Here is a 14,128-nt window from a genome sequence, read left to right as displayed (position 1 = left end):
CGCCGCCGCGCCCGTCGCCGACACCGCTCCCGTTGCCGCCGCCGCGCCCGTCGCCGACACCGTCGTGCCGCAGGACTGAGCTCCGACTCGTGTCGTCGGGGTCGGCCGACAGCCCTAGGACCAATGGCGGTGCGCCCGCTGCGTCGGCGGGAGGTGGGCATTCCGCGCGCGGTCGGCGACCCTGGTAGAGGGCGCGGAGGGCGGGCCGACGCGGGAATCACCGCAGGTTGCGGGCTGTTGGTTCCTCCGCCGGGCCGGGAATCCCGGCTCGCCCCGGCCTGAAATCCATGGCGGCCACCCGACGGAATGGTTAGCATCCCTAAATATGCCTGAGACTCACGGATCTACGGTGGAGCTTTCCCCGAGCGGCACCCGAACCGGCTCCCGGGGCGCGGCCGGCACGACCGGCGGCGCACGGGGCGACACGAGCACGTCGAACGGCACCGGGAACGCCGGGCCGAACCCGGCCCCCGGCCCGGACGAAGGACCGGGCGGTCCCGACCGCCCCGCCGGCGCGGAGCACGCCGAGGGGCAGGGTTGGCTCCGGCGGCTGCTCGGCTACTGCTGGCGGTCGCGGCGCAGCGTGCTGCTGGCCTTCGGCGCCTCGCTCGTCGGCATGGCCGTCACCGCCCTGGTGCCGCTGGTCACCAAGCTGATCATCGACGACGTCATCACCTCGCACACCCGCTCGCTGGCACCGTGGGCGGGCGTCCTGCTGCTGGCCGCCGCCGTGGTGTTCGGCTGCACACAGGTGCGCCGCTACTACGGCGGGCAGCTGGCCCTGGACGTCCAGCACGACATGCGCAGCGACCTCTTCCGCTCGCTCGGCCGGCTGGACGGCCACCGGCAGGACCGGCTGGACACCGGGCAGGTGGTCGGCCGCGCCACCTCCGACCTCCAGCTGATCAACGGGCTGCTCTCGATGCTGCCCATGATGACCGGCTACCTGGTCATGTTCGTCATGTCGTTGGGCGTGATGATCTGGCTCTCGCCTCCGCTCACCCTGATCGCCCTGGTGATGGGCCCGTTGCTCTGGTGGATCTCGGTGCTCAGCCGGAAGCGGCTGTTCCCGTCCACCTGGGCCGCCCAGCAGGAGGCGGCCGCCGTCGCGGGCGTGGTCGACGAGGCGATCGGCGGCGTGCGGGTGGTCAAGGGCTTCGGGCAGGAGGCCCAGGAGCTGGACAAGCTGGAGACGGCCTCGCGCCGCCTCTTCGCGGCCCGGCTGCGCTCGATCCGACTGAACAGCCGCTACAACCCGGCGATGCAGGCGATCCCGGCGCTGGCCCAGGTCGCCGTGCTGGCCTTCGGCGGCTGGCTGGCGGTCGACGGCCGTGTCACGCTCGGCACCTTCGTCGCCTTCTCCACGTACGTGGCGCAGATGACCGGTCCGGTGCGGATGCTGACCATGGTCATCACGGTCGGCCAGCAGGCCAGGGCGGGCGTCGAGCGGGTGCTCCAGCTGGTCGACGAGCGCCCGCTGGTCCGCGAGCGGCCGGACGCGGTCACCCTCGACCTCACCGCGGAGGCCGCGGCCCCCGGGAGCGCCGTCGCAGGGACGGCCGGCGGCCCGCCCGCCGTCGGCCCCCGCGCCGCCGACGTGGCTCTGGAGTTCGACGGGGTCGAGTTCCGTTACGACCCCGAGCACCCGGCACCCGTCCTGCACGGGCTCAGCCTCAGGCTCGCCCCCGGCGAGACGCTGGCGCTGGTCGGCGCGTCGGGCTCCGGCAAGTCCACGGTGGCGCAGCTGGTGCCGAGGTTCTACGACCCGGCGGCCGGCGCCGTCCGCCTCTACGGCCACGACCTGCGGGACCTGACGCTCGACTCGGTCCGGGCGGCCGTCGGCATCGTGCCCGAGGAGAGCTTCCTCTTCTCCGAGACGGTCCGTACCAACATCGCCTACGGCCGGCCGGACGCCACCGACGAGCAGGTCGTGGCCGCCGCCCGGGCGGCCCAGGCGGACGAGTTCGTCCGACAGCTGCCCGCCGGTTACGAGACCAAGGTCGGCGAGCAGGGGCTCACCCTCTCCGGCGGCCAGCGCCAGCGGATCGCCCTGGCCCGCGCGATCCTCACCGACCCGCGCATCCTGCTGCTGGACGACGCCACCTCGGCGGTCGATCCGCAGATCGAGGCCGAGATCCACGACGCGCTGCGTTCGGTGATGGCGGGCCGGACCACCCTGCTGATCGCCCACCGACGCTCCACCCTCCAGCTGGCCGACCGGATCGCGATCCTGGAGCACGGCCGTCTGCTGGACATCGGGACGCACGAGGAACTCGACGCCCGATGTCCCCAGTACCGAGCCCTGATCTCCGACCCCGAGGCCGGCCGGACCGCGTCCGCGTCCGCGACCGCGACCGCCGCACCGGAGGCTCCCGGAACACCGCAGACCGCCGAGGCCGTCGGTACCAGCGCCGTGGCTGAGCCTGCCGAGGCCCGGACCGAGGCCGGGACGCGAGCCGAAGCCGTACCCGACGCCGACGCCGACGACCGGCCTCGGACCGAGGCCCCCGCGATGCCCACCCCGGCCCTGACCAAGGCGGCCCGCACCGCGGCCCCCGATCTGGTGGCCCGGGTCGCCGCCCTCCCGCCGGCCACCGACACCCCTGCGGTGTCCCGGAGCGAGGCCGAGACCGGCGACCCGGACTTCTCCCTCCGCCGCCTGCTCCGCCCCTTCCGCGCCCCGCTCGCCCTCGCCCTGCTGCTGGTCACCCTGGACGCGGGGGCCGGGCTGGTCCTGCCGATCCTGATCCGCCACGGCATCGACGACGGCGTCAGCAAGGCGATGCTGTCCGGCGTCGCGGTCGCCGCACTCACCGCGCTGGCGATCGTCCTGCTGGACTGGCTGGTCCAGGGCGCCGAGAGCCGGGTCAGCGGCCGGACCGGCGAGCGGGTGCTCTACACCCTGCGGCTCAAGATCTTCGCCCACCTCAACCGGCTCGGCCTGGACTACTACGAGCGCGAGCTCTCCGGCCGGATCATGACCCGGATGACCACCGACCTCGACTCGCTCACCTCGTTCCTCCAGACCGGCGTGGTCACGGCCGTGGTCAGCCTGCTGACGTTCCTCGGCATCTTCGCCGCCCTGCTGGTCATCGACGCCGGGCTGGCCCTGGTGGTCTTCGCGGTGCTGCCGCTGCTGATCGTCGCGACCCTGGTCTTCCGCAGGAAGTCCAAGGCCCAGTACGAGATCTCCCGGGACCTGATCAGCACCGTCAACGCTGATCTCCAGGAGAACGTGGCGGGCATGCGGATCGTCCAGGCGTTCCGCCGGCTGGACACCAACACCGACCGGTTCGTCGCCCGGGGCATGGCCTACCGGGAGGCCCGGGTGCGGGCCCAGTTCTACATCTCGCTGTACTTCCCGTTCGTCCAGTTCCTCTCCAGCGTGGCCGCCGCGCTGGTGCTGATCGTCGGTGCGTCGCGGGTCGAGTCGGGGACGCTGACCGTCGGCGCCCTGGTGGCGTACCTGCTCTACATCGACCTCTTCTTCGCGCCGGTCAACCAGCTCTCCCAGGTGTTCGACGGCTACCAGCAGGCGGCCGTGGGCCTGGGCCGGATCCGCGAGCTGCTGCGCACCCCGACCAGCACCGCGCAGGCGGCCGACCCGGTGCCGGTCCCGGACGGGCTCCGCGGCGAGATCGAGTTCGACGGCGTCGGCTTCGCCTACAACGGCGGCGCGGACGGTGCCCCGGACGTCCTCTCCGGCGTGAATCTGCGGATCCCCGCCGGCCAGACGGTGGCGCTCGTCGGCGAGACGGGGGCCGGCAAGTCGACCCTGGTCAAGCTGGTCGCCCGGTTCTACGACGCGACGGCCGGCACGGTCCGGGTGGACGGCGTCGACCTGACCCGGTACGACCTGGCGCAGTACCGCCACCGGCTCGGCGTGGTGCCGCAGGAGGCGTACCTCTTCGCCGGGACGGTGCGCGAGGCGATCGCGTACGGCCGGCCCACGGCCCCGGCGTCCGAGGTGGAGGCGGCGGCCCGGGCCGTCGGCGCGCACGAGATGATCCTCCGGTTGACGGACGGCTACGACCACGAGGTCACCGGCCGCGGACGGAACCTCTCGGCGGGGCAGCGCCAGCTGATCGCGCTGGCCCGGGCGGAGCTGGTCGGCCCGGACATCCTGCTGCTGGACGAGGCGACCGCGGCGCTCGACCTGGCCACCGAGGCCGCGGTGAACCACGCCGCGGACCGGCTCAGCGGCGGCCGTACCGCGCTCGTCATCGCGCACCGCCTGACCACCGCCGAACGCGCCGACCGGGTCGTCGTGCTGGACCACGGCCGGGTGGTCGAGGACGGCACGCACGCCGAGCTGCTCGCCCTCGGCGGCGTGTACACCCGGCTCTGGCAGGCGTTCGTCGCCGACAGGCACCACGGGCAGGACCTTCACGACGGCCTTCAGGAGGGCCTTCGAGACGGCCTTCAGGAGGGCCGTCCGGCGCCGGTGCCCGGTACGGCCGTCGGCTAGCAGTCCGGTCCGGACGGGAGGCAGGGCCATCGCCCGGACCGGGGCCCTGCCGCCCGGTCCGGGCGGGGCGCGTCCGGGCGGCGTCCGCGCCGTCCTCAGGCCGCGAGCAGCGCGACCAGCAGCCCGGACGCGTCGACCCCCCGGGGCAGGTCGCTCACCTGCCCGTCACCGACCTCGACCACGCGCCAGCCGGAACCGTCGGCCCGGTGGGCGAGGTCGGTGGTGACGAAACGGCAGCCGAGGGCCCGCACCAGGGGCCGGACCACGTCGAGGTCAGGGTCGGCCGCGCAGCCGGGCGTGTCGGGATGCGGCCCGACCAGTACGGGCTCTCCGTCCAGCCACCACACCCGGGCCTCCACCGCGCGGCCCCTGCCGCCCTCGCCACGCGGGCCGTCCGCATCCGCGTCCCCGACGGCACCCGCGTCCCCGACCGGATCCGCGCCGTCGCCGCCCCCGCCCGACGGTCCGTCATCCCGGTCGTCCGGTCGGTCCGTCGAGGCCCGGGCGAACTCCTCGTACCGCCGCAGCACCACACCCCCGGCCAGGAACTCGCCCTGCAGCTCCACGAACCGGTCCACCACCCGGGCCACCCCCGGAAGGTCCGCCAACTCGGGGACGTAGCAGGCTTCGTGCCACTCGTGCTTGCGTGACTTCACGTAGTCCTTGACGATCGCCGGACCGCGCCCGCCGAGCCGTGCGACGGCCGCCGCCAACTGCTCGGGCCCCGGCGGCACCGACGCCGAGGCAGGCAGCCAGACGCTGGTCGGCGTCGCTCCCTCGAACACGCGGTACCAGCCCGGAAGTTCGTGCGCAGAGGCGTACCCGGGCGGGCTGGTCAGCAGATGGGCGCCGCGCTCGGCCAGGGCGGTGGCGAAGGTGGCGTAGCGGTCGGCGGGCAGCATCCACCCCCGGTACCAGAACGGGCCGAGGCCTCCGGGCACCCGGCCCACCGCCGCCCGGGCGTCACCGGCGAGCAGGGCGTCGTGGTCGACGAGATGGTGCTCGCCGCCCAGCCCGCGCAGCAGCCGCGCCTCCCAGGCGAAGTGCGGATCGGGGCGGCGCGGGTCGAGCGGGTCGGCCGGGAGGAGGAACGCGGGTGCGGGCATGGGCGCCAGGCTACGTGCGCCGACTGTTCGTCGGCCCGTCAACACCCCACCGCCGCCCGGTCGACGGGCCGAACGGGCTCGTCCCGGGCCGGGCCGGCGTCGGGCCGGCGCCGGACAATCCGCTCGACGGCCGACCGGGCCCGCTGCGAGAGTGACCCGATGCGAAACCTGTGGCGAAACGTGAGAAGGACCCCGCGACGCGCGGCCCGTACGGTGGTCCTGGACGAGCAGGGTTCGGTCTTCCTCCTCCGCTCGGACAACAGCGAGGTCGGCGTGCACTGGACCATGCCGGGCGGCGGCATCGAGCCCGGTGAGACGCCGCACACGGGCGCGCGGCGCGAGCTGTGGGAGGAGACCGGCTGGACCGACCTCGAACCCGGCCCGCTGCTCTGCACCTGGGAGCACGACTTCACCTGGCACGGCACTCCCGTCCGCCAGCACGAGCACATCTACCTCACGAGCGGCCCGCACCGGGGCCCCGTCGGTGACGTCAGCGCGATGCACGCCGCCGACATGATCCTCGACTGGCGCTGGTGGACCCCGGCCGATCTCGCCGACGAGAACGCCGACGCGCTCTGGCCGCCGCGGCTTCCCGAGCTGCTGTCGGCCGTGCGGGAGGGCTGGCTCGCCGACCGGCGGGAACCGGAGCCGGTCGACCTCGGCTACGTCCCGAACGCCGGGTCGGTCGTCAGCTGAGCCTGCGGGGCTCCGGTCAGGGCTGTCGACGCCCGCCGCGTCGGCCCTGCCGCCCGGTCGGACCGGCTTGCCACTCCCGGAGTTCCAGCTCCCGGTCGTGGAGGGCACCGGGGTTGATCACGACGGAGAGCGGCGTGTCGGCCAGCTGCTCGTAGGCGAGCCCGGTGGCCGCCAGCAGGTGCTCGGTCGGTACCGAGACGGCGATGGCGGGCCGCCACGCGGGCAGGATCACCAGGCAGGTCCCGCGACCGAGACGGACCAGTTCCGCCGAGGCCCGGAGGGTCGGCCGTTCCTCGGGGCGGCCGGCGGTCTCCGGCAGGTTCGGGGTGCCGCCGATCAGGATGCCCAGCGGCGTTTCGGCGGCGGGCGCCGGTGGAGCGGACTCACCGGTGGACCCGGCGTCGCCGGTGGCGGTCGGGAGGTCCGTCGCCTGCCGGGCCCTCGCGCGGTTCGTCCGCGCCGGGCCCGCACCGGCTGTCTGCGGGTGCATCCGACGCAGCCGGCGGGAGGGCGAAGGGCGCCGGGTGACGGCGGTCCGCAGCTCCTCCTGGGCCGCGCGCAGCACGGGGACGGTCCGGTCCTCGACCGTCGGCGGCTGCTGGAGCCGGACGAACACCACGCCGCCCGTCCCGACGGGCTGCGCCCCGGTCCGGTCCGTCCCGGAGGTACCCGTCCCGGAGGCGCCCCTCCCGACGCCTTCCGCGGTGACGGCTTCCGTCCCGGTCGCGTCCGTCCCGGCCGGGTGGGGAATGTCCGGATGGGGAACGTCCGGGTGGGGAACGTCCGGGTGACCCGCGCCGGTGCGGTCGTGGCCGTACTCCTCGGCCGGCGGCGTGCGGTCCGCCTCCGCCGGTCGGCGGTGGGTGACGGCGGGGCCGTCCGGCGCGGGCACCTGCCCCTGCGCGGCCTGCGGACGCTCGCCCGGTCCGGTCCGGACCCGGGTCGCCGGCGCCCCCTCACCGGCGGGGCCGCCCCGGCCGGAGCCGCCGGCGCCGGACCCGTCGTCGTCGGCCGCCCCGCCGCGCGGCCGCGGCACCGAGCCGTCCCGGGCGGCTCCGGCCCCGGTGCCACCGACCGGTGCGCAGTCCGTGCCCGCCGCCGCGATCGAGCAGCGCGTGGCACCGCCCTCCACGGTGGGTCGCGGCGATGCCGGTGCTGCGGTCAGGGGCCGCTCGCCGGCCGTACGCGCTGGCGCGTCGGTCGGGGAGCGGTCGGCGGTGGTCTGGTCGAGCGTGGTCATCGGCACGGGCCCTTCGGGGTACGGTCCGGATGATCCTCCCGCACCCTGCGACCAGCTCCAAGCGCCTTTCCGTCCGCTGCGGGCGAGGACGCCGTCCCGGCCCGCCCGCACGGCACCATGACGGCACGTCAGGCGCCGGTCGGACGGGCCGGGACGGCAGGGGCCGGCCCCTGCCGTCGGCCGCCGGAAGCGGGGTCCGGGGCTCAGGCCCCGGGTGCGACGAAGCCCTTCAGCTCGGTCAGGACGACGTTGGCCGCGGCCACACCGAGGCCGAGGAACCAGGTCTCGTCGGAGACCGGCCGGGCCTGGCCGGACTTGACCGCGCCGAGGGTCTTCCAGAGCGCGCCGCCGAGGACCGCGTCCTGGTTGGTGGAGCTGGGCGAGCCGTAGACGCCGTAGAAGATCCAGTCGGCGTCGGCCTTGTCGATCTGCTCGGGGCTGATCTCCACCGCGAGTTCCTTGACCTGCTCGATCCCGGGCTGCGGCAGCCCGATGTCACCGAGGATGGTGCCGATGAAGGACAGCTCCGCGTACAGCCGGATCTTGCCCGGCATGAAGCGCAGCGGCGTGATCGTGGGCCGCTTGTCGCCGAGACCGGAGCCGATCGCGGCGGCGGCGGCCTGGTAGGCGTCCAGCTGGGCCCTGGCCTCCGCCTCCAGGCCGAACGGGCTCGCGTTGAGCAGGAAGTTCTGCTTCCAGGGGTAGCCGGGGCGCAGCGAGAAGACGGTCGGGGCGATCTTCGAGAGCTGTGCGTACTGGTCCTGGGCGCGCAGCTGGCTGCCGAGGATCAGGTCGGGCTTGAGCTCGGCGATGGCCTCCAGGTTGAGGCTGTTGATGGTGCCCACGGCGGCGGGGCTGCCGGCCTTGGCCTTGAGGTAGGACGGCATGGTCTTGGAACCGTCGGTGTGGACCACGCCGACCGGCTGGATGCCGAGCGAGACGACGTTGTCGAGCTCGCCGGTGTCCAGTACGACGACCCGGACGGGCTTGGCGGGGACGACCGTCTCGCCCATCGCGTGGCGGACGGTCCGCGGGTAGACGCCGGGGGCGGCGTCGGTGCCGAAGCTCTTCATCTTCTCGATCACGGTGGCGTAGTCGTCGCCGCCCTGCTTGACCGACTTCTGGTCCGGGGAGGAGCCGCCGGACGGCTTCGCGCCGCCCCCTGCCGCGCCGCCGCCCGAGCCGTCTCCGGAGCCCCCGGAGCTGCCGCAGGCGGTGAGCAGCCCGCCGAGGCCGAGCACGGCGCTGCCGGTGAGGCCCACGGTGAGCAGCTTCCGGCGGGAGGGGCGGGGGACGACGGTCTGGTTGCCGGAGGTGGGGGCCACGCGGCGCTCCTTCGAGGTCGGGGGATTAGGTGAGGCAAACCTATCCGAAGGCCCCGATTCCTCCCGCCCGAACCCCTTTCGGGCGGCGGAAGAACATCTCAAACCGTGACATAAGAGGCAAATCAATTCGGTAACAACCCTTAGAAATAAAGGTACACGCCCCTGTGTCCCATGTATCGGGCGGCATCGGATGCCACGCCCTGGTGAATCGAAGGGAGTGGCTCAGATCACCAGGGGTTGGCCTACTCAACCTTCGGTACCCCCACCTAGGGTGCGCTGGTGGTCGATCAGCAGCTCTCAGAGCACGGAAGCAGCGGACGGGCAACGGCGCCCACCGCTCCGCAGGGTGCCCCGGTCAGTGGCGCCAGTGGTGGAGCCCCCGACCCGGGGGCGGCGGGGGCAACGGGGGACAAGGGCCTACGGGGCAACTCGGTCGGCCTGCTGGGCAGCGTGGTCCTGGGCATCTCGACGGTCGCCCCGGTCTACTGCCTCACGGCGACGCTCGGTCCCACCGTGACCGCCGTCGGCGTCCAGATGCCCGCGGTGTTCCTGGCCGGCTTCCTGCCGATGCTGCTCGTCGCGTTCGCGTACAAGGAGCTGAACAAGGACTTCCCGGACTGCGGAACGTCCTTCACCTGGACGGTCAAGGCCTTCGGCCCGCGGGTCGGCTGGATGGCCGGCTGGGGCCTGACGGTGGCCACCATCATCGTGCTCTCCAACCTGGCCGGCGTGGCGACCGACTTCCTCTACCTGATGCTCGGCGAGATGACCGGCAACAGCGCGGTCGCGGAGCTGAACGACAACAAGGCCGCCCACCTGCTCACGGTGGTCGTCCTGATCGCCGCCGCCACCGCGATGAGCTACCGGGGCATGACCGCCACCAAGTGGTTCCAGTACAGCCTGGTCGGCCTCCAGCTCGCGGTGCTGCTCCTCTTCGCCGGCATCGCCGTCGCCAAGGCCGCGGCCGGTGACCTGCCGGACTCGATCGGCTTCTCCGCCTCCTGGCTCAACCCGCTGGAAGTCAGCTCGTTCAGCGCGTTCACCGCGGGCCTCTCGCTGTCGATCTTCATGTACTGGGGCTGGGACACCTGCCTCACCATGAACGAGGAGACCAGCGGCAGCGCCAAGACCCCGGGCCGGGCCGCGATGATCTCGATGGTGACCCTGGTCGGCTCGTACCTGCTGGTCGCGATCGCCTCCCAGATGTTCGCCGGCGTCGGCGCCGCCGGTACCGGTCTGGGCAACCCGGACACCGCCGACAACGTCTTCGCCGCCCTGGCCCGCCCGGTGCTCGGCTCGCCGTGGAGCATCCTGCTGTTCCTCGCCGTCGTCGCCAGTGCGGCCGCGAGCCTGCAGACCACGTTCATCCCGGTCGCCCGCACCCTGCTGGCCATGAGCGCCTACCGGGCCGTCCCGCCGCGCTTCGGCACCGTCCACCCGCGCTTCCGCACCCCCGGCTACGCCACGGTCGCGGCCGGCGTCGCCACCGCCGCCTTCTACGTCGGCATGAGCGTGATCAGCGAGAACGTCGTCCAGGACACCATCCTGGCCCTCGGCCTGATGATCTGCTTCTACTACGCGCTGACCGCCTTCGCCTGCGTCTGGTACTTCCGCCGCTCGCTCCGCAACGGTCCGCGCGACCTCCTGGTCAAGGGAGTCGCCCCGCTGCTCGGCGGCGTGCTGCTCGCCGCCGTCTTCCTGCAGACCCTCACCGACGCCTGGGACCCGGAGTACGGCAGCGGCGCCGTGTTCGGCATCGGCTCGGTGTTCGTCATCGGCGTCGGCATCCTGCTGCTCGGCGCGGTGCTGATGTTCTCGTACGGCGCGTACCGGCCGGAGTTCTTCCGCGGCGAGACGCTGCGCAAGGACACGCCCGCCCTCGTCGTGGAGGACTGACGCTATCCTCGAACGCATGAAGCGCTTCGCAGGTCTCGACTGGTGGCCGTCCTAGGACGGCCACCAGCCACGCCTGACCAGGGCCGTCCGGGATGGACGGCCCTGTCGCGTTTCTCGACGGGACGGGCCCGGAGCCCCGGACGGCCGCATCACGCCGCACCGAGGAGAAACCCGTGACCACCGCAGTTCCCACCACCGGTTCCGCCGCCCCCGGCCCCGCTCCCGCCCTCGACGGGAGCACCGCCCCCGAACCGGGCGCCCACCGCGTCCTGACCGGTGACCGCCCCACCGGCCCGCTCCACCTCGGCCACTACTTCGGCACCCTGCGCAACCGGGTCCGCCTCCAGCGCCGGGGCGCCGAGATGTTCGTCGTCATCGCCGACTACCAGGTCATCACCGACCGGGACACCGCCGACCGGCTCGCCGAGCACACCGAGAACCTCGTCCTCGACTACCTCGCCACCGGCCTCGACCCCGAGCGCGCCACGATCTTCGCGCACAGCGCGGTCCCCGCCCTCAACCAACTGCTGCTGCCGTTCCTCAGCCTGGTCAGCGTCGCCGAGCTGAGCCGCAACCCCACGGTCAAGGACGAGATCGCACACTCCGACCAGTCCGCCGTCAACGGGCTCATGTTCACCTACCCCGTCCACCAGGCCGCCGACATCCTCTTCTGCAAGGCCGACCTCGTCCCCGTCGGACAGGACCAGCTGCCCCACCTGGAGGTCGCCCGCACCGTCGCCCGCCGCTTCAACGAGCGCTACCCGCACGCCGACGGCAGCGCCGTCTTCCCCACGCCCCGCCCCCTCCTCTCCGACACCCCGCTGCTGCTCGGCACCGACGGCGGCAAGATGAGCAAGAGCCGCGGCAACGCCGTCCCGCTCTCCGCCGACGAGGACACCACCGCCCGCCTGATCAAGGGAGCCCGGACCGACGCCGACCGCCGGATCACCTACGACCCGGTCACCCGCCCCGGGGTCTCGGGCCTCGTCCTGCTCGCCGCCCTCTGCCGGGACCGGGCGCCGGAGGAGATCGCCGAGGAGATCGGCGACGGCGGCGCCGCCGCGCTCAAGCGCACCGTGACCGAGGCCGTCAACGAACACCTCCGCCCGATCCGCGCCCGCCGCGCCGCGCTCGCCGCCGACCGCGGCCACCTCCGGCAGGTCCTGCGTGACGGCGCCGAGCGCGCCAATGCCGTCGCCGACGCCACCCTCGACGAGGTCAGGACCGTGATGGGGTCGGTGTGAAGGCGTGAGGGCATAACCTCTCGGGGTGGCTCCGCCGGGGCCGCCCCGAGAGCACGACACCCTCCCCGCCCCCACCCCGGAAGGAGCCAGGCCATGGACCAGTTCCCGACCACGCCGGGCCGAGGCCTGACCCGTCCGCCGCAGCTCCGCCCCGGGGACCACGTCGTGGTGGTCGCCCCCAGCGGCCCCGTCGATCCGCAGCGGCTCACCGCCGGCAGCGCACTCCTGCGGTCCTGGGGGCTGCGGGTCACCGTCGCGCCGCACGTCCTCGACACCCACCCCGTCCTCGGTCACCTGGCCGGCACCGACGCCGACCGCGCCGCCGACCTGCAGAACGCCTGGCTCGACCCCACCGTCGACGCCGTCATCTGCGCCCGAGGCGGCTACGGGGTCCACCGCATCGTCGACCTGCTGGACTGGGAGGCCATGCGGGCCGTCCGGCCCAAGGTGCTGATCGGCTTCAGCGACGTCACCTCCCTGCACGAGGCCTTCGCCCGGCGCCTCGGCCTCGCCACCCTCTACGGTCCGATGAGCGCCACGGCCTCCTTCATCACCGACGGCCCGACCGCCGAGCACCTGCGCCGCACCCTCTTCGACCCCGCGGCCACCACGGTCGTCACCGCCCCCGGCGCCGGTCCGCTCGTTCCGGGCCGGGCCCGCGGCATCACCGCGGGCGGCTGCACCCACGTGCTCGCCGCCGAGCGCGGCACGCCCGCCGCCCGCCCCTCGTTCGCCGGGAACATCCTGATCCTGGAGGACGTCAACGAGCACCCCTACCAGCTGGACCGGATCCTCACCCAGTTCCTGCGCTCGGGTGCCTTCGAGGGCGTCGCCGGAATCGCCCTCGGCTCCTGGGAGGGCTGCGGACCGCTCGACCGCGTCCGCGACGTCATGCTCGACCGGCTCGGCCCGCTGGGCGTACCGGTCCTCTGGGAGCTGGGCTTCGGCCACTGCCCGTCGACCCTGACGGTCCCCCTCGGCGTGCCCGCGCTGCTCGACGCCGATACCGGCACGCTCACCCTGGAACTGCCCGCCCTCGCCGAACGGCCGCCCCTCGACCGCTGACGCCGAGGAAGGCGGAGACTGCGCCACGGACGGGTGAGTAGGGTGCGCCCATGAACGCGGACAGCCCCACAGCGGACAGCCTCACCGCTCTCGCCCTCGGCCTCCTGCACGGTCCGGGCAGTCACCCGCGCGCCATCCTCGGACTGTCCGGCCCGCCCGGTGCCGGCAAGTCCACCCTGGCCCGGCACCTGGTCGCCGAGGTCGAACGCCGTGAGGGTCCGGGCAGCGCGGCCTACCTCCCGCTCGACGGGTTCCACCTCTCCGGTGCCCAGCTCGACCGCCTGGGCCTGGGCCACCGCAAGGGTGCGCCGGCCACCTTCGACGCCCACGGGTACGTCGCCCTGCTGCGCCGGGTCACCACCGAGCGCTTCCAGGACATCTACGTCCCCGACTTCGACCGCGGCCTGGACGAGCCGGTGGCGGCCCGCCACGTCGTCCGACCGCACACCCGCCTGGTCGTCACCGAGGGGAACTACCTCGCCGCCGGCGACCACCCCTGGCCGGAGGCCCGCGGGCTGCTCCACGAACTCTGGTACGTGGACACCGACGACGCCGAGCGCGAGCGGCGTCTCCTCGACCGCCACCGCGACGCCGGCCGCGACGAGGCCGCCGCCCGCCACTGGGTCACCACCAACGACCACCCCAACGGCGAGTACGTAAAGACCGGGCGTCCGCTCTGCACACGCGTCGTCCGGGGGACGGGTTTGCCTTCGGAGCAGATCGGGCGTAGTGTTCTCTAGTCGCTCGGCAGGGAGAACCGGACACGCATCAGCGCGGACGGTCCCGGAGTGGCCAATCCTCTGAAACACCACCTCTTCCTGATTCGGGCCGAGTCGTGTCGTCTTTGTTTCGATGCGTTCCGGCCAGGGTTTATTAGGCGTGCCCATTTCTGGGGATTGCGGCCGGATTCGCTTTTCGGAGCGGGGTTCGGCTAGAGTTTGAAACGTCGGACGGGGCGTCAAGCCGCAGAAGACACCAGCGAGTTGGATGAACGAAGCGCCGGAAACGGAGCGGAAAACGTCTGGTAAGCTGGAAACACGAAAGAACGAAGCGCCCGGAGGGCCGGTGTGAAAGCCGCCTGAAGGAAG

9 protein-coding genes are annotated in these 14,128 nt (G+C 73.4%); 6 read left to right on the top strand and 3 right to left on the bottom strand.

What is annotated here, in order from left to right; translation table 11 throughout:
* The first annotated feature begins 550 nt into the window (after window positions 1–550).
* Complete coding sequence (locus ACFWIC_RS30885) at window positions 551–4,468, top strand: ABC transporter transmembrane domain-containing protein (RefSeq protein ID WP_380520560.1); 3,918 nt, start codon at window positions 551–553, stop codon at window positions 4,466–4,468.
* A 95-nt stretch (window positions 4,469–4,563) separates the two neighbouring features.
* Here ACFWIC_RS30885 and ACFWIC_RS30880 read toward each other — a convergent pair whose 3' ends face one another.
* On the bottom strand, window positions 4,564–5,574 hold the full coding sequence (locus tag ACFWIC_RS30880; RefSeq protein ID WP_380520538.1) for an ATP-grasp domain-containing protein: 1,011 nt from the start codon (window positions 5,572–5,574) through the stop codon (window positions 4,564–4,566).
* A gap of 159 nt (window positions 5,575–5,733) precedes the next feature.
* Here ACFWIC_RS30880 and ACFWIC_RS30875 point away from each other — a divergent pair, with 159 nt between their 5' ends.
* Window positions 5,734–6,270, top strand: a complete 537-nt coding sequence (locus ACFWIC_RS30875) for an NUDIX domain-containing protein (protein WP_329883735.1) — start codon at window positions 5,734–5,736, stop codon at window positions 6,268–6,270.
* A 16-nt stretch (window positions 6,271–6,286) separates the two neighbouring features.
* On the opposite strand, the gene ACFWIC_RS30870 is transcribed toward ACFWIC_RS30875, so the two are convergent.
* Window positions 6,287–7,510, bottom strand: coding sequence for a hypothetical protein (locus ACFWIC_RS30870; RefSeq protein WP_380520537.1), 1,224 nt, complete (start codon window positions 7,508–7,510; stop codon window positions 6,287–6,289).
* A gap of 203 nt (window positions 7,511–7,713) precedes the next feature.
* Entirely contained in the window at window positions 7,714–8,835 is a 1,122-nt protein-coding gene (locus tag ACFWIC_RS30865) for an iron-siderophore ABC transporter substrate-binding protein (RefSeq protein ID WP_355409170.1), read from the bottom strand.
* A gap of 279 nt (window positions 8,836–9,114) precedes the next feature.
* Between ACFWIC_RS30865 and ACFWIC_RS30860 the strand changes: the two genes are divergently transcribed.
* From ACFWIC_RS30860 to ACFWIC_RS30845, 4 genes are all read left to right on the top strand, one after another.
* Window positions 9,115–10,731, top strand: a complete 1,617-nt coding sequence (locus tag ACFWIC_RS30860) for an APC family permease (RefSeq protein ID WP_380520536.1) — start codon at window positions 9,115–9,117, stop codon at window positions 10,729–10,731.
* Window positions 10,732–10,823: 92 nt separating this feature from the next.
* The gene (trpS, locus tag ACFWIC_RS30855) at window positions 10,824–11,975 is read left to right on the top strand and encodes a tryptophan--tRNA ligase (RefSeq protein WP_380520535.1); all 1,152 of its coding nucleotides are present in this window, start codon (window positions 10,824–10,826) and stop codon (window positions 11,973–11,975) included.
* A gap of 93 nt (window positions 11,976–12,068) precedes the next feature.
* Window positions 12,069–13,040 carry an LD-carboxypeptidase gene (locus ACFWIC_RS30850; protein WP_380520534.1) on the top strand — a complete coding sequence of 324 codons (972 nt, stop codon included), beginning with the start codon at window positions 12,069–12,071 and terminating at the stop codon, window positions 13,038–13,040.
* A 50-nt stretch (window positions 13,041–13,090) separates the two neighbouring features.
* Window positions 13,091–13,780, top strand: a complete 690-nt coding sequence (locus ACFWIC_RS30845) for a nucleoside/nucleotide kinase family protein (protein ID WP_329883741.1) — start codon at window positions 13,091–13,093, stop codon at window positions 13,778–13,780.
* The last annotated feature ends 348 nt before the right edge of the window (window positions 13,781–14,128 follow it).

The sequence above is a fragment of the Kitasatospora sp. NPDC127035 genome, from assembly GCF_042726075.1.
Classification (GTDB): Bacteria; Actinomycetota; Actinomycetes; order Streptomycetales; family Streptomycetaceae; genus Kitasatospora.
The sequence above is the reverse complement of the archived record's forward strand: the minus strand, read 5'-3'. Positions and strand labels throughout refer to the sequence as shown.